Consider the following 15,155-nt stretch of genomic DNA (forward strand, 5'->3'; position numbering starts at 1 on the left):
ATAATTACCTTACAGGATACGGCATGATTGCCGTGATTTACGTCACGCTCTGCGCTTTTGCTATTGTCCAGATGAAATTATGTAACTCTGCCAATAGCCTTTCCCTCATAAGAGTTAGTTTGTTGTGCGGCAATAAAATAAAACTAAATGATTCAATAGATAAAAATAAAACTGAATATTCCCCAGCGTTCATTCAATACGGGTAAAAAATTAATAAGCCTGAAGAGTGATCGTTGAGATTATTCGCAAATGGCGTGAAAATAGGCGTTTTTAACCGAAGAAAAATACCCGTTATTATTTTATTGGCTGTAAAAACAGAAGGGTAAAATATCTTTTTGTGATAATGCGATTTTAAAATAGTACCGAACAAAAACTTCATTCGTCTCTAAGAAAGCGCCGGTTGACAGACCGCCGGCTTGCGATAATTTTATGTCATTAACATGTTAATGAGTTGTTGTCGTGACGGAGGGCCAATTTCTCTCTTGGCCGAGCGCTTAACACACTTATGCCATGGCGGGTCGCCATTCATAAGTTAACTTATGGACAAATGACGCTATGAATACATCGCCAGAGCCTCGCAGCGCATTAAGTGAAGAGAACCGGTTGCTGATTATTTTATTTTTCGTTTTCGGCTGCGTGTTTGTCGACCGTCTGACCATCTCGTTTCTGTTTCCGATGATTGCCGCCGACCTCAAGCTCAGCAACGTGCATCTCGGCACCCTGTCGGCGGTGCTGGCGTTAACCTGGGCGCTGTCTGGCGCCGGGCTGGGGGCGATAGCCGATCGTTTTAATATCCGTAAACCGATGCTGATCCTGTCGATCCTGGTGTTTTCGCTGTTCTCCGCGCTGTCGGGGTTGGTCAGCGGCTTTGCCATGCTATTGATCTTCCGGGCGTTAATGGGGATCGCCGAAGGGCCGGTATTACCGATCGCACAGTCGTTGATGGTGGAAAAATCGCAGCCGCAGCGCCGCGGTTTCAACATGGGGTTGATCCAAGGGGCGGCGCCGGGATTGTTGGGCGGTATTATCGCGCCGCCGCTGATCATCTATCTGGCGCAGAAGTGGGGCTGGAGCATGGCGTTTCACCTGACCGCCGTGCCGGGCATCATTCTGGCGTGGCTGATCTATCGCTATGTGAACGGCAAAAAGGATCCCGCTTTCAGCGCAGTGCCGGCGGCCGACAAGGCGGCGAACAAAGGTGCTTACGGCGAGTTGTTCAAAATCAAGAACGTGGCGCTGTGCATTCTGATCTCCTGTGTGTTCGTCACCTGGTTCATGATCATCATTACCTTCACCCCCAACTTTTTGGTGACCGACCGCGGCTTCGGCGAAGGCACGATGGGCGGCATCATGAGCGCCATCGGTGCCGCCTGGGTGTTCTGGGGCGTGGCGGTGCCGGCGATTTCCGATCGCTTCGGGCGCAAGCCGACGCTGATCTTCTTTTCGCTGCTGGCGGTGTGCTGCCCGCTGTTTCTGAGCTACGTCGATAATCCGTGGCTGCTGGGCGTGCTGGTGTTCCTGTCTTATACCGGCCTTGGCTGTTTCACGCTGTTTATGGCCACCATCCCGTCTGAAACGGTGTCGCCGGCGCGCATCGCTACCGCGTTGGGGCTGGTGATGGGAATTGGCGAGGTGATTGGCGGCTGCCTGGCGCCGTTTATCGCCGGGCTGATCGCCGATCGCTACGGGCTGGTCAGCGTGATGTGGCTGGCGGCCGCCGGCGCCGTGTGCGCCGGCGTACTGAGTTGTTTTCTCGATGAAACTGCCCCTGCCGTGGTGAACCGCCGAGCGGTGAAACCGGCGGGCGTCGCCGATGTCTGAGGCGGTTTTCATCCCATTCAATCAAGGAGAGCGAAGATGTCAGCAGAACCATCCGTACTGAATCAAAATGCCGAACCGGACTGGAAGAATTACGACGATTTTGCGCGCGGCATCGACACCAACCGGCTGCCGGGCACTCAGGACTGGCGCGGCAAAACGTTGCAGATCGCCTTTGAAGACGGCGGGGAAATCACGCTGCGTTTCAGCGCCGATCGGCAGCGGGTGCTGTGGGCCTGGGGCGGGGAGAGCGGCGAGGACGCTTACGAAGAGGTACAAACCTCCGCCGCGCGCTATTTCTTCAATATTCCGTTGCAGTCGCCGGGCAACGAATGCCTGACGCTGGTGCTCAACCGCGACAGCGGCCGGGCGCTGCTGGTGCGCAGCACGCTGTTGCCCGAACAAACGGTGGAAAAGGGATCCCGCCTCAAGCAAAGCTTCCACGTTGGGCTGATTGCCGGCGTTACGCCGGGCGGCATCGCGCCGCATCTGACCCGCGAGCTGATCGGTTATCGCACGCTGAACGTTTACAGCCCCAACCATTACTACGAGCACTTCTACGTCAACACCGAACGTTATGCCTGGCAAAACCTGCGCGGCGAGCAGTTCGGGCACGGCGACATGGATTACGCCACTTACTACAAGTTTGAGGACGAGATGTTCCTGTTCACCTTCCGGGAAAAGATTATCCCGGTGTGCTCGGTGTTCTTCTTCGACTTTATCTCCGGGCGCTGCACCGGCACCTTCCTCGGGTTGGACGCCGCCGGCCGGGTTCTGGTGTCACCGGCCGGGGCCTTCATCAGCAAGATGAGCTACAACGCCTACCCGGAGGGCGTGCAGCCGCTTTGATTCAGGCGTTTCTGACCAGCGATCCGGCGTTGATCTCCGCAATGGTTTTCGCGCCGGTGAGCGTCATGGCGACGCGCATCTCTTTGTCGATCAGATCCAGCAAGTTAGCCACCCCGGCTTCGCCGGCCGCCGCCAGCGCATAGACGAAGGCGCGCCCCAGCAGCACGCTGTCGGCGCCCAACGCGATCATGCGCACCACGTCCAGGCCGCTGCGGATGCCGGAATCGGCCAGCAGAGTGATGTCGCCTTTCACCGCGTCGGCGATCGCCGGCATGGCGCGCGCGGTCGACAGCACGCCGTCCAGTTGGCGGCCGCCGTGGTTGGAGACGATGATGCCGTCGGCGCCGAAGCGCACCGCGTCTTTGGCGTCTTCCGGATCAAGAATGCCTTTGATGATCATCGGGCCGTCCCAGAATTCGCGGATCCACTCCAGATCTTTCCAGGAAATAGACGGATCGAAGTTGGCGCCCAGCCAGCCGATGTAGTCTTCCAGGCTGGTCGGTTTGCCGCGGTAGGCTGAGACGTTGCCCAGATCGTGCGGCTTGCCGAACAGGCCGACATCCCAGGCCCACTGCGGATGGGTAAACGCCTGCAGCACGCGGCGCAGGGCGGCGTTAGGGCCACTCATCCCCGAATGGGCGTCGCGATAACGGGCGCCCGGCACCGGCATGTCGACGGTGAACACCAGCGTTTTCACGCCGGCGGCCTTGGCGCGCTCCAGCGCGTTGCGCATAAAGCCGCGATCTTTCAGCACGTAGAGCTGGAACCACATCGGCCGATCGATCGCCGGCGCCACCTCTTCGATCGGGCAGACAGACACGGTGGACAGCGTGAACGGAATACCTTTTTTGGCCGCGGCGCGCGCGGCCTGCACTTCGCCGCGGCGGGCGTACATGCCGGTCAGCCCCACCGGCCCCAGCGCCACCGGCATCGCCAGCTGCTCACCGAACAGCGTGGTCTCCAGGCTGAGTTCGGACATATTGCGCAGCACGCGCTGGCGCAAGGCGATATCGGCCAGGTCTGCGGTATTGCGCTTCAGCGTATGCTCCGCGTAGGCCCCGCCGTCGATATAGTGAAACAGAAACGGCGGCAGTTTGGCCCGGGCGGCGGCCCGGTAGTCGGTTGACGCGGAGATGATCATAGTGTTTACCTTCTTGTCTTGCTTGCGATAACGAGTTGTCGGTCAGAGCGTGAGGATCGCCGCCATACCGGCCGCAATCCCGCCGTACGCCAGCATCGGCAGTACGGTCTTTCTGATGATTTTGCCTTCGGCGTTGCCGATCCCGAGGATCGAACAGACCGCGATAATGTTGTTCAGGCACACCATGTTGCCCATGGCGCCGCCGACGGACTGCAAGGCCAGCGTCAGGTTGACGTCAAGACCGCTGCTCTGGGCGATCGACTGCTGAATGCCGCCGAACGTCAGGTTCGAAACGGTATTGGAGCCGGAGAAGAACGAGCCCAGCGCGCCGAGGAACGACGAGAACAGCAGCCAGCTGCCGCCGGTCAGCGCCGCCAGCGCTTTACCGATCAGGATCACCGGCGCGTTGTCGCCGCCCTGCATCATCAGGTTGACCATCACCAGCGCGCCGAACAGCGCAATAAAGGGCCGCGCGATGCGCCCGCCGGTTTCGCTGAACATTTGCCGCACCTGGCCGCCATTCAGCCGGAACAACGGAATGCACAGCAGCACCACCAACAGGAACGGGATCAGCGCCGGGACATACAGCGTTTTGTAGCCGGCGGCGGCGGAGGTGCCCAGCACCTGCTGCAGTTCGACGATCAGCGCCCGGCTGATGCGCAGCTCTCCGAGCCAGCCGAGGTTTTCCCGCCACAGCAGCGCGGTGTTGTTGAGCAGCGCTTTGAGGCCCAGCTGGTGGACGCGCGTCACTATCAGAATAGCAATCAGCAGCAGGGTCGGGGTCATGGCCTTGACCACCTGCATGAACGGCACCGCCTGCCCGGCGTTCTGCGGTTTGTCGCCGCGGGCGAGGCCGATGCCGCCGCGCGCCAGCAGCACCGAGAGCGCCAGGCCGATTGCACCGCCGACCAGCGCCGGGAACTCATAGTTCACCTGGGCCAGCAACAGATAGGGCACAGTGCAGCTCAGCACGCTGAGCAGGATAAACGGCAGGTTGCGGCGGATATCCTGCCAGGAAACGATAAAGCGCAGCGCCAGCAGAGGAATGACGAAGCCGGCGACGAAGTGGATCAGCGCGGTTTGCCGGCCGATCTCCAGCAGGCTTGCGTCCGACAGGCCGAGATTGGCAAAGCCGAACCAGGTAGGGGTGCCCACGGCGCCGAAGGAGACCGGTACCGAGTTCATCACCAGCGTCAGCAGGGCGACGCGCAGCGGGTTGAAGCCCAGCCCGACCAGAATCGGCGCGGCGATGGCGGCCGGGGTGCCGAAGCCGCTGGCGCCCTCGATCATAAAGGCGAACGCCCAGCCGATAATCATCAGTTGGGCCACGGGATTGGGGCTGATGGTTTCCAGCCAGCGGCGCACCACGTTTTCCGCGCCGCTTACCTGCATCAGTTTGTTGAGCAGGATGGCGCCGGCAATGATGGTGATCGGCGTCAGCGTCGACACCAGCGCGGTGATGATATTGGCATGCAGCAGCCGCAGCGAGGCATCGAACCACAGGAGCTGTACGGCATACACCACGGCGGCCGTCAGCGGCAGGGCGAGGTAAGAGGGCACGCCATTCCTTTTGGTCATCATCCAAATCAGCAGGACGATGGGCGCAATACTGAAAAGCAGGGGCATAAGATCCTCAGGGTTATTATTTTTATGGGCAGAGATATGTAGCTGAAAGGTTAATTACCGCAACATTTTCATTCTAATCACAACGTTGGCGACGATGCCATGCGGTAATTTTTTAACATCGGCGAACGGCGCCGGCGGTGGGAAACTGGCCGGCAGGAGGCGTTAAATTAACTGCTTTAAAATCAGTTTGATAGGAAGTAATTTTGTGTGATGAATGCGTGAGCTCACATTAATTAAGCGGTAATGTTCAATAGTTCATGTCCAAAAATGCGGTAATCCCCGCGTCTTTTTACGGCCGCAGGGAAATAATCAGAGCAGGGAACTCAAAAATAATGGCTGATATTTTGGTAGGAACCGATGATATGTTCGATCAGCAGACGGGTTTTTAACGGCAGATTGCGGGTGTAAGGATAAACGGCGTAAATGCCCAGCACTTTGCCGCAGTGGCCGGCCAGGATCTCCATCAGTTTACCGTCCTGCAAATCTTCATACACCATGCAGCGCGGCACCATGGCGATGCCGTGGCCGCCGATCACCGCTTTGCGGATCGCCCGCGCATTATTGGCCGACAGGTTGCCGTTAACCTGCAGCTCGTAGATGTCGTTGCGCCCCGGCCGCTTCATCAGCCAGTTGGCGGTGCCGCTCTCCTGGTAGGTGTAGGTCAGGCAGTTGTGGCTCAGCAGATCGTCGGCGCTACGCGGTTCCGGGTGGCTTTCCAGGTAGCCCGGCGAGCAGACGATCACCCAGCGGGAATCGAAGATCGGCCGGGCAATCAGGCTGGAATCCGGCATGGTGCCGGTCCGGATCGCCAGATCGATGCCTTCTTCCACCAGATCGACGAAGCGGTTTTCCAGCCGCATTTCGACCTTCAGGCTGGGATGCAGGGCGCAAAATTCCGCCACGCTTTCGCTCAGCAACAGCTCGCCCGAAATGGTCGGCACCGACATACGGATGGTGCCGGTCAACTCTTCGCTCTTTTCGCTGACGGCGTACAGCGCCTCCTGCACTTTGGCGCCGATCTCTTTGGCCTGCTGGTAGAGCGCCTGGCCGCTTTCGGTCAGCGTCAGGCTGCGGGTGGTGCGGTACAGCAGGCGGGCACCCAGCGATTTTTCCAGCCGCCCGATGCGTTTGCTGACCACCGAGCTGGTGATGCCGGCGCTCTCCGCGGCCTTGCTGAACGAGCCGCAGTCGACAATCAGGGCAAACAGAATCAGGTCGTTGGCGTATTCGTGAGTGGCGAGCATAATCGGCTGTTCCCTTCAGCGGCAAGTGGCGCCAGTGTAAGTCTCTCGTTTCAATAAGCAATCATCAAAATGCCCTTGGCGTCGAATTCAGAGGCTGCGCGAGCAATGAGAATTCGTCTTGATCTCATTCTCGCGCCGCTTACAATGCCTGCCAGATCGCGACTTCAGAGGTTTTTTCATGGAACTGCTACGGGTGGTTTATCACCAGTATCGTTGGCCATTTCTGGCGGTTATGGCATTGACCATGACCAGCGCCGGCTTGGGTATCGGTATCATTGCGTTTATCAATCAATACCTGATGGACGCCGGCGGCGATGCATTGGCTGTGCTGCCGATGTTTCTCGCTCTGCTGGCATTGCTGATGGCGGTCACGCTGGGATCGCAATTGGCGCTGACGACATTGGGCCATTACTTCGTCTACCGCCTGCGCGGGCAGTTAGTGAAGCGCATCCTGGATACCGATATTGAACGCCTTGAACAGTTAGGCAGCGCCTCATTGTTGGCCAGTCTCTCCAGCGATGTCCGTAATATCACCGTCGCCTTCGTGCGCTTGCCCGAACTGGTGCAAGGGGTGATTTTAACTCTGGGGTCGGCGGCCTATCTGGGGTGGCTATCACCGAAAATGCTGGCGGTGACGGCGGTGTGGGTCGCCGTCACCGTGGTGGGCAGCGGTTGCCTGGTCTCGCGGGTTTATCGCCATATGGCCAGTTTGCGCGAGTCGGAAGAGCGCCTCTATCATCATTACGAATCGGTGATTGACGGTCGCAAGGAACTGACGTTAAACCGCAAGCGAGCGCAGGCGCTGTACGAACAGACCTATCAACCCGATGCGCAAGCTTACCGCCACCATATCATTCGCGCCGATACCTTCCATTTGAGTGCGCTCAACTGGTCAAATATCATGATGTTGGGGGCGATCGGACTGGTGTTCTTTATGGCTAACAGCCTGGGATGGGCGAACTCGGCGGTGGCCGCCACGTATTCTCTGACGCTGCTGTTCTTGCGCACGCCATTACTGCAGGCGGTCGGGGCGTTTCCGACGCTGGTCAGCGCCGAAGTCGCTTTCAACAAGCTGAAGACGCTGCGCCTGGCCGAGTACCAACCGGCATTCCCTGCCGCCGCCGGCCGTTCCTGGCAGACGCTGGAGCTGCGCGACGTGGTTTTTCACTATGCCGATACGGAGCAACAGCCCGGTTTTGCCGTCGGGCCGCTTAATCTGACGCTGCGGCGTGGCGAGCTGATCTTTTTGATCGGCGGCAACGGCAGCGGCAAGTCAACGCTGGCGATGCTGTTGACCGGGTTGTACCGGCCGGTGAGCGGGCACATCGTTCTGGATGGCGTCGCGCAGACCGCGGCGGATATGCCGGACTATCGTCGGCTGTTTTCGGCGATTTTCACTGATTTTCATCAGTTCGATCGTTTGCAAGGGCCGGAAGGCGGCGAACCCGATGCGGAACTGGTCGCCGGCTGGATCGAGCGGTTGAATATGAAAAGCAAGCTGCAGTTCGACGGCGCCAGGGTGACTAACCCGCAACTGTCGCAGGGGCAGCGCAAGCGTCTGGCTTTGCTGCTGGCCGTGGCGGAACAGCGCGATATCTTGCTGTTGGATGAATGGGCCGCGGATCAGGATCCGCAATTCCGGCGCATTTTCTATCGCGAGCTGTTGCCAGAACTGCGCGCGCTGGGCAAAACGGTGTTTGCCATCAGCCATGACGATCACTATTTCGAACATGCCGATCGGCTGCTTGAGATGCGCTCGGGTCATTTACGTGAGCTGACCGGCAGCGAGCGTGAACACGCCAGCCGGGATTCCGTCAGCAGAATCGGTTAACTCACGCCGGCCCGAGCGAGACCAACGCGGGCCGGTGCTTCTCACCGTATGATCCCAGTGCGTCGCTTCATTTTATCCCCCGCCTTCAGCGCTGTCTGTTGCCGATTTGGCTTATGACCAGTCAAATAATTGATGGTTGAATTATTTACCAGTGGTTTGATTTTGACCTTTCAAGGTATGGCACACTGCACGTTCGTTCGCCTATCAATTCAAGTTATCGCCTGCCGATAACAGTGATATCCACGGTGCCGTTCTTACTGAGGCGGTGATGCAGGTCTATGGCTAGCAGCTGTTTTTTAAATTTCCATAGGAAAAAACGACTTTATCGATCGTTAAAACAGATCAATAATTGCTGTTTGAGTGGTTTAATCTATTGGTTGGGGGCGCTGTGGTGAGCAAGGATGGATCGGATATCAAACGTAGAGCATGGCTGTGTGTGTTTATCGGTAGCGGGCTGTTCTGGCTGTTAACCGCCGCCGTGATTTACTGGTTACTGAGTTAGCAGGTTAAGCAGGAAGGCGATTCGTGAACAAAAAGCAGGCTAAAAACCGTGAGGGCGCTGAGCGTCGCGCACAGTCCAAAATTCCGCCGTCATGGGTGCTGAGCGATGAGCAGCGCGCCTTTATTGATGATTTATGGCAGGACACCGACTCTGAGCCCGTGCGGCCCCCATTGCGCCGCAGCGTTAGCTGATCACGCGGCTGCGGCCGGCCAGCGCGCCGAACAGCATTTGCAAGACGGTCAGGCCCAGCAGGGCGATCAACGGCAAGCGCCAGCCTTCCGTCAGATCGTGCAGCAGGCCGAATAGGGTGGGCCCCAGCGCCGCCAACAGATAACCGACGGATTGCGCCATACCCGACAACAGCGTCGCCTGATGATGATGCTGACTGCGCAATCCAAAGAACGACAGCGCCAGCACCAGCGAACTCCCCGCCCCCAACCCGGCAAACGTCAGCCACACCAGTGAACTGGCGGGTTGCACCAATAATCCCCCGACGCCGATGAAGATCAGCAGAGAGCTGCCCAACGCGATCGCCTGCTGATCGCGCGCCCGCGGCAAAATCACCACCATGACAAAGTTGGCGACGATCGCCACCACCTGGTAAACGAACAGTTCGAAACCCGCCTGCTGAGCGGAGGTGCCGTGGCTGGCGGCAAAAGCGCTGAACCAGCCGATGATGGTGTAGAAGGCGATCGATTGCAGCCCCATGAACATCGCCACTTGCCAACCCAGCGCGCTGCCCCAGGGAGAGCGATAGCGTTGCGGCTCCGTCGGCTGCGGCTCTTTAGTGGCGGGTGTGGCGGAGCGCCGCAGCTGCGGCAACCACACCAGCAGCGCCAACAGCGCAGGCAAGCCCCAGCATAACAAGGAGAACCGCCAGCCAAGGTCGGCCAGCGAAGCCAGTGGCACGGCCAAACCTGAAGCGATGGCGGCAACCAGCGACATCACCGCCGCATAGGCGGCGATCATCGCGGCGGCGCGATGTGGGAAATCTCTTTTCACCAGCGTCGGCAGCACCACGTTGGCGAAGGCGATGGCGGCGCCGATCAGGATGCTGCCCGGCCATAGCATGGCGTCTTGCGGCAGGGAGCGCAGGGCGATGCCGCAGATCAGCAGCGCGAGGGCGAGGCCCAGGGTGCGCTCGATACCGATGCGTTTCGCCAGCGTCGGGGTCAATGGCGAGAGGATGGCGAACAGGATCAGCGGCAGCGAATTGATCAGGCCGGCGGCGGTGGCGGACAACGCCAGCTGTTGCTGGATCTGCTCCAGCAGCGGGCCGACGCTGGTCAGGGCGGCGCGCAAATTGGCCGCGATCAGCATAATGCCGACGATCAGCAGAATAGGGCGGTGTAACCGGCGACGCGGGGTCCCGGTGGACGCTGGGGGTGAAGCGGGTTGCGGCATGGGTTCCTCGCACCAAGGCATGCAGTCAATCAGTGCTGCATGGCGTGATGCGTTGATTGACGTTAACGCTTACGTACCGAAAATCGACGGTATCCGTTCGCCAGTGTAGGGAAGATGTCTCGTGCTGACAAGGGGACGGCCCGGCGGGATGGCGGCGGTTAATCCCCGCCGGCCGACGGATAATTGCCATTATGTGATCCTGGTCACTGAGTGAACTAAAAGTCATGGCGCGGGGCGCACCATGCGTCGCTTTCGCTTTCCGTGCAGCCCACGCCTCAGCGCTCCGGGGGTTATCGCCCGTCATGGCATTTCACTTTTCCCCCCTTCCGCTTTTAGGTTTTTCGATCCGTTTCGATTCGAAAGGTTTTTTGGCGGTTTTTTTGCTAAAACGGGGCTGTAAGCCCGATCACAATTTCATTGCTTTCGCTTTGCTGTAATGCCAGCGCAGTAGAGCGAAAGCCATCTTCTCCCCGGCGATGCCGGAAACCTGAGGACCGCAGCTCATGCCAGTGAATACCGCAAAGCGACGTGAACACATTATCGATCTGTTATGCGAGCACGGCAGCGTGCGCGTGGAGCAGCTCAGCAAACAGTTTGCGGTATCCACGGTGACGATCCGCAACGATCTGCGCTTTCTGGAACGAAAAGGGTGTGCGCTGCGCGCTTACGGCGGCGCGATGCTCAATCAGCAATTCGCTTTCGATCGGCCGCTGCGGGACAAAGGGCGGTTGAATCGCGACGTCAAAACGCTGATCGCCAACGCGGCGGCCGGCTATGTGCGCGACGGCGATGCGCTGATCCTCGATTCCGGTTCAACCACCGCGCAGATCGTGCCGTTTCTGAAGGGACGGCGCGATCTGGTGGTGATGACCAATGCGCTGAACATTGCCTACGAGCTTTCGGGAAACGACGGGGTGGAGGTCATGGTGCTGGGGGGCAGCGTGCGCCGCAACTCTTACTCGCTCTACGGTCCGGCTGCCGAGCAGCAATTGCGTCAGTACCGCTTCGACAAACTGTTTTTGGGTGTCGACGGGTTCGATCTGAGCGCCGGCATCACCACGCCTCACCCCGGTGAGGCGCACCTCAATCGCGTAATGTGCGAGGTGGCGCGCGAGATTATCGCGGTGGCGGATGCCAGCAAATTTGGTCGCAAGAGCTTTTGCATGATTCGCGAAGCCGGACAAATCCATCGGCTGATCACCGACAGCCGTCTTCCGGACGATTACGAGCGGGCGTTAACCGAGCTGGGCGTTGAGGTCATCATCGCCGATCGGTAGCACGGCGCCTGCATGGGGGCTTCATGCAGCAGTTGTTACAGCTTGTCGAGCAGCACAAGGCCGGTATGCCGGTCGGGATTTTTTCCGTCTGTTCCGCCCATCCCTGGGTTCTGAAGGCCGCGCTGCGGCAGGCCAAAGCGCGTGGCACGCCGGTGTTGGTGGAGGCGACGTCCAATCAGGTCAATCAGTTCGGCGGCTATACCGGCCAAACGGCGGCCCAGTTTCGCGATGCGCTGTGGCGTCTGGCGGATGAAGTGGGCCTGGCGCGCGAGCGCGTGTGGCTGGGCGGCGATCATCTGGGGCCCAACGCTTGGCAAGATCGCCCGGCTCAGGAAGCGATGGCGCTGGCGGAAACCTTGATAGACGATTACGTTCGCGCCGGATTTCGCAAAATTCACCTCGATTGTTCCATGTCGTGCGCCGATGATCCCTCGCCTCTGGGGGATGCCGCGGTTGCCGAGCGGGCGGCGCGTTTGTGCGCGGTAGCGGAACGCGCCTGGGCGCAGAGCGGCGGCGAAGCGCCGGTCTATGTGATCGGCACCGAGGTGCCGGTGCCGGGCGGCGCGCAGGAGGCGTTGGTGGGCCTGCAGGTCACCACGCCGCAGGCGGTGGCGCAAACCCTGGAAACACACCGTATCGCCTGGCAAAAGGCCGAGCTGAACGATGCCTGGCAGCGAACCATTGCGCTGGTGGTGCAGCCGGGCGTCGAGTTCGATCACCACAGCGTCGAACGTTACCAGCCGCAGCGCGCCGACGCACTGAGCCATTTCATCGAACGGCAGCCGGGCATGATCTATGAAGCGCACTCCACGGACTACCAACCGCCGCAGGCCTATCGCCAGCTGGTGCGCGATCATTTCGCCATCCTGAAGGTGGGGCCGGCGCTGACCTTTGCGCTGCGCGAAGCGCTGTTCGCCCTCGATCGCATCGAACGCGAATGGCTGGGGGAACGCCAGTCGGCGCAGCTGTGCGCCACGCTGGAGCAGGTGATGCGCGAGCAGCCGCAGCAGTGGAGCCGCTATTACCACGGCACGCCGCACCAACAGTACCTCGATCGCCACTACAGCCTGAGCGATCGGGTGCGTTACTACTGGCCGCAGCCGCAGGTGCAGCAGGCGGTCGACGGTTTGCTGGACAACCTGCGCCGCAGCCCGGCGCCGCTGGCGCTGCTCAGCCAGTACCTGCCGGATCAGGCGCGGGCGCTGAACGCCGGCGAATTGAGCGCCGATCCGCAGGAGTGGGTGCTGCATAAAGTGACGCAGGTGCTCGACGATTACCACGCCGCCTGTTACCCGGAGGGCCGCTGATATGCCGAACATTTTAATGACCCGCATCGACAATCGCCTGGTGCACGGCCAGGTAGGCGTGACCTGGACCAATACCCTCGGCGCCAACCTGGTGGTGGTGGCCAACGACGAGGCCGCCGCCGATCCGGTGCAGCAGAACCTGATGGACATGGTGGTGGCGGAAGGGGTGCAGACCCGTTATTTCACGCTGCAGAAAACCATTGACGTGATCCACAAGGCGGCGGATCGGCAGAAGATCTTTCTGGTGTGCAAAACGCCGCAGGATGTGTTGACGCTGGTGCGCGGCGGGGTGCCGATCCGTTTCGTCAACGTCGGCAATATGCACTTCGCCGAGGGGAAGCGGCAGGTGCACAAAACGGTGTCGCTGGACGACGGCGACGTGGCCGCGTTCCGCGCGCTGGCGGAGCTGGGCGTGGAGTGCGAAGTGCGCCGGGTGCCGGATGAAGCGGGCGAGTCGATCGGCAAACTGCTCTTTTGAGCCAGGGGGAAAGCATGTTGACGGATGCGTTATTGATTGCGCTGTTGGCTGGGCTGGCGGGGGTTGACCTGTTCGACGGTCTGACCCACTTCCACCGGCCGGTAGTGATGGGGCCGCTGGTGGGGCTGATTTTGGGCGATGTCTATACCGGGTTGCTGGTGGGCGGCACGCTGGAGCTGGTGTGGATGGGGATGGTGCCGCTGGCGGGCGCCCAACCGCCGAACGTGGTGATCGGCGGGGTGATCGGCACCGCATTCGCCATTCTGACCAAGGCCGATCCTAAAGTGGCGATCGGCGTGGCGGTGCCGTTCTCGATTGCGGTGCAGGGCTGCATCACGCTGCTGTTTACGCTGTTTTCACCGATGATGCACCGCTGCGATCGCATGGTGAAAGCGCTGAACTGGCGCGGCATCGAACGGGTGAATTACCTGGGCATCAGCATTCTGTTCATCTTCTATTTCGTGGTGGCGTTCCTGCCGATTTACTTCGGCGCCGATGCGGCCAGCGCCATGGTGCAGAAGGCGCCGGGCTGGCTGCTGGACGGGCTGGCGGTGGCGGGCGGCATGATGCCGGCGATCGGTTTCTCGCTGCTGATGAAAGTGATGATGAAAAAAACCTACGTGGCCTATTTTATCCTCGGTTTCATCTCGGTCACGTTTCTCAAGCTGCCGATCCTGGCGGTGGCGCTGGGGGCTCTGGCGATCGCTCTGATCGACTTCTTCAACACGCAACGCGGCGCGGCAGAGGCAACCACCCGGCCCGCTCCGCAGGAGGACGCCGAAGATGGCATTTAACGATTCCGACGATCTGCTGGCGCAAAAAGCCGAGCAGCGCATGGCGCAGGCGCTGGCCACCAGCCAGGTGGAACAGGACGATTATCTGGACAGCCAGCCCGCCGAAGCGCTGACGCGCGGCGACATCAACCGCATGGCCTGGCGTTCGCTGCTGTTGCAGGCGTCGTTCAACTACGAGCGCATGCAGGCGGGCGGCTGGCTGTATCAGTTGATCCCCGGGCTGCGCAAGATCCACCGCAACCCGCAGGATCTGGCCAACTCGATGAAGATGCACATGGAATTTATCAACGTGCACCCGTTCGACGTCACCTTCCTGTCCGGCCTGGTGCTGGCGATGGAGCAGAACAAGGAGAAAATCTCCACCATTCGCGCGGTGAAAGTGGCGCTGATGGGGCCGCTCGGCGGCATCGGCGACGCGCTGTTTTGGCTGACGCTGCTGCCGATCTGCGCCGGCATAGGCGCTTCGCTGGCATTGGAGGGCAGCCTGTTCGGGCCGATCGTCTTCCTGCTGCTGTTCAACCTGTTCCACTTCGGCCTGCGTTTTGGGCTGGCGCACTACGGCTATCAGGCCGGCACCAGCGCGCTGGCGCTGCTGAAGACCCACACCCGGCGCATTTCGCACGCTGCCTCCATTGTCGGCATGACGGTGATCGGCGCGCTGGTGGCCTCGTATGTGCACCTGTCCACGCCGCTGGTGATGCATGCCGGCAAGGCCAGCGTGGCGCTGCAGACCGACGTGCTGGACAAGCTGATGCCCAACTTGTTGCCGCTGTGTTTCACGCTGCTCATTTTCTTCCTGATGAAGCGCGGATTCTCGCCGGTGAAGCTGATTGGCGTCACCGTAGTCATCGGCGTGGCGGGCAAATTTATCGGTATTTTGTGAG

General features: G+C 60.1%; 14 protein-coding genes. 10 read left to right on the forward strand and 4 right to left on the reverse strand.

Features of this window, described 5'->3' with window-relative positions; all coding sequences use genetic code 11:
- The first annotated feature begins 555 nt into the window (after positions 1 to 555).
- The gene (locus tag ACMGF9_RS03940) at positions 556 to 1,821 is read left to right on the forward strand and encodes an MFS transporter (RefSeq protein ID WP_172574923.1); all 1,266 of its coding nucleotides are present in this window, start codon (positions 556 to 558) and stop codon (positions 1,819 to 1,821) included.
- 36 nt (positions 1,822 to 1,857) lie between these two features.
- On the forward strand, positions 1,858 to 2,667 hold the full coding sequence (locus tag ACMGF9_RS03945; RefSeq protein WP_015378943.1) for a MoaF C-terminal domain-containing protein: 810 nt from the start codon (positions 1,858 to 1,860) through the stop codon (positions 2,665 to 2,667).
- Position 2,668: 1 nt separating this feature from the next.
- Here ACMGF9_RS03945 and lldD read toward each other — a convergent pair whose 3' ends face one another.
- From lldD to ACMGF9_RS03960, 3 genes are all read right to left on the reverse strand, one after another.
- The gene (gene lldD / locus ACMGF9_RS03950; protein ID WP_015378942.1) at positions 2,669 to 3,808 is read right to left on the reverse strand and encodes an FMN-dependent L-lactate dehydrogenase LldD; all 1,140 of its coding nucleotides are present in this window, start codon (positions 3,806 to 3,808) and stop codon (positions 2,669 to 2,671) included.
- 42 nt (positions 3,809 to 3,850) lie between these two features.
- Positions 3,851 to 5,434, reverse strand: coding sequence for an L-lactate permease (locus tag ACMGF9_RS03955; protein ID WP_414160548.1), 1,584 nt, complete (start codon positions 5,432 to 5,434; stop codon positions 3,851 to 3,853).
- A 323-nt stretch (positions 5,435 to 5,757) separates the two neighbouring features.
- Positions 5,758 to 6,678 (reverse strand): LysR family transcriptional regulator, encoded by a 921-nt coding sequence (locus tag ACMGF9_RS03960; RefSeq protein ID WP_021505685.1) that lies wholly within the window; start codon positions 6,676 to 6,678, stop codon positions 5,758 to 5,760.
- 178 nt (positions 6,679 to 6,856) lie between these two features.
- Here ACMGF9_RS03960 and ACMGF9_RS03965 point away from each other — a divergent pair, with 178 nt between their 5' ends.
- The 3 genes from ACMGF9_RS03965 (at position 6,857) to ACMGF9_RS03975 (ending at position 9,202) form a co-directional block, all read left to right on the forward strand.
- Complete coding sequence (locus ACMGF9_RS03965; RefSeq protein ID WP_099982454.1) at positions 6,857 to 8,509, forward strand: multidrug ABC transporter permease/ATP-binding protein; 1,653 nt, start codon at positions 6,857 to 6,859, stop codon at positions 8,507 to 8,509.
- A 388-nt stretch (positions 8,510 to 8,897) separates the two neighbouring features.
- Positions 8,898 to 9,011, forward strand: a complete 114-nt coding sequence (locus tag ACMGF9_RS03970; RefSeq protein WP_049232362.1) for a YmiA family putative membrane protein — start codon at positions 8,898 to 8,900, stop codon at positions 9,009 to 9,011.
- A gap of 23 nt (positions 9,012 to 9,034) precedes the next feature.
- A complete protein-coding gene (locus tag ACMGF9_RS03975; RefSeq protein WP_021505683.1) occupies positions 9,035 to 9,202 on the forward strand; it encodes a hypothetical protein in 168 nt (55 codons plus the stop codon).
- Here the strand turns inward: ACMGF9_RS03975 and ACMGF9_RS03980 are convergent.
- The gene (locus ACMGF9_RS03980; protein ID WP_118891740.1) at positions 9,195 to 10,415 is read right to left on the reverse strand and encodes a CynX/NimT family MFS transporter; all 1,221 of its coding nucleotides are present in this window, start codon (positions 10,413 to 10,415) and stop codon (positions 9,195 to 9,197) included. The genes ACMGF9_RS03975 and ACMGF9_RS03980 overlap by 8 nt on opposite strands.
- 503 nt (positions 10,416 to 10,918) lie before the next feature.
- On the opposite strand from ACMGF9_RS03980, the gene agaR reads away from it, so the two are divergent.
- Genes agaR through ACMGF9_RS04005 form a run of 5 tightly spaced genes read left to right on the forward strand, consistent with a single transcriptional unit; the run spans position 10,919 to position 15,154 of the window.
- Positions 10,919 to 11,692 (forward strand): transcriptional repressor AgaR, encoded by a 774-nt coding sequence (agaR, locus tag ACMGF9_RS03985; RefSeq protein ID WP_004931804.1) that lies wholly within the window; start codon positions 10,919 to 10,921, stop codon positions 11,690 to 11,692.
- A 23-nt stretch (positions 11,693 to 11,715) separates the two neighbouring features.
- Positions 11,716 to 12,999 carry a D-tagatose-bisphosphate aldolase, class II, non-catalytic subunit gene (locus tag ACMGF9_RS03990; RefSeq protein ID WP_103086258.1) on the forward strand — a complete coding sequence of 428 codons (1,284 nt, stop codon included), beginning with the start codon at positions 11,716 to 11,718 and terminating at the stop codon, positions 12,997 to 12,999.
- Between the two features lies 1 nt (position 13,000).
- On the forward strand, positions 13,001 to 13,477 hold the full coding sequence (gene agaV, locus ACMGF9_RS03995; RefSeq protein ID WP_015378936.1) for a PTS N-acetylgalactosamine transporter subunit IIB: 477 nt from the start codon (positions 13,001 to 13,003) through the stop codon (positions 13,475 to 13,477).
- 14 nt (positions 13,478 to 13,491) lie between these two features.
- Positions 13,492 to 14,271 (forward strand): PTS N-acetylgalactosamine transporter subunit IIC, encoded by a 780-nt coding sequence (gene agaW / locus ACMGF9_RS04000; RefSeq protein ID WP_015378935.1) that lies wholly within the window; start codon positions 13,492 to 13,494, stop codon positions 14,269 to 14,271.
- Positions 14,261 to 15,154 (forward strand): PTS system mannose/fructose/sorbose family transporter subunit IID, encoded by an 894-nt coding sequence (locus ACMGF9_RS04005; protein ID WP_015378934.1) that lies wholly within the window; start codon positions 14,261 to 14,263, stop codon positions 15,152 to 15,154. The genes agaW and ACMGF9_RS04005 overlap by 11 nt, the downstream gene beginning before the upstream one ends.
- Position 15,155 lies beyond the last annotated feature (1 nt).

Origin of the sequence: Serratia sp. BNK-23 (assembly GCF_047456145.1) — a bacterium.
Classification (GTDB): Bacteria; Pseudomonadota; Gammaproteobacteria; order Enterobacterales; family Enterobacteriaceae; genus Serratia; species Serratia nematodiphila.

Bases quoted from the DNA above. Each gene is read 5' to 3' on its own strand.
- agaW (WP_015378935.1), top strand. From the start codon at position 13,492: ATGTTGACGGATGCGTTATTGATTGCGCTGTTGGCTGGGCTGGCGGGG.
- ACMGF9_RS03990 (WP_103086258.1), top strand. From the start codon at position 11,716: ATGCAGCAGTTGTTACAGCTTGTCGAGCAGCACAAGGCCGGTATGCCG.
- ACMGF9_RS03965 (WP_099982454.1), top strand. From the start codon at position 6,857: ATGGAACTGCTACGGGTGGTTTATCACCAGTATCGTTGGCCATTTCTG.
- agaV (WP_015378936.1), top strand. From the start codon at position 13,001: ATGCCGAACATTTTAATGACCCGCATCGACAATCGCCTGGTGCACGGC.
- ACMGF9_RS03945 (WP_015378943.1), top strand. From the start codon at position 1,858: ATGTCAGCAGAACCATCCGTACTGAATCAAAATGCCGAACCGGACTGG.
- lldD (WP_015378942.1), bottom strand. From the start codon at position 3,808: ATGATCATCTCCGCGTCAACCGACTACCGGGCCGCCGCCCGGGCCAAA.
- ACMGF9_RS03960 (WP_021505685.1), bottom strand. From the start codon at position 6,678: ATGCTCGCCACTCACGAATACGCCAACGACCTGATTCTGTTTGCCCTG.
- ACMGF9_RS03955 (WP_414160548.1), bottom strand. From the start codon at position 5,434: ATGCCCCTGCTTTTCAGTATTGCGCCCATCGTCCTGCTGATTTGGATG.
- ACMGF9_RS03980 (WP_118891740.1), bottom strand. From the start codon at position 10,415: ATGCCGCAACCCGCTTCACCCCCAGCGTCCACCGGGACCCCGCGTCGC.
- agaR (WP_004931804.1), top strand. From the start codon at position 10,919: ATGCCAGTGAATACCGCAAAGCGACGTGAACACATTATCGATCTGTTA.
- ACMGF9_RS03940 (WP_172574923.1), top strand. From the start codon at position 556: ATGAATACATCGCCAGAGCCTCGCAGCGCATTAAGTGAAGAGAACCGG.
- ACMGF9_RS04005 (WP_015378934.1), top strand. From the start codon at position 14,261: ATGGCATTTAACGATTCCGACGATCTGCTGGCGCAAAAAGCCGAGCAG.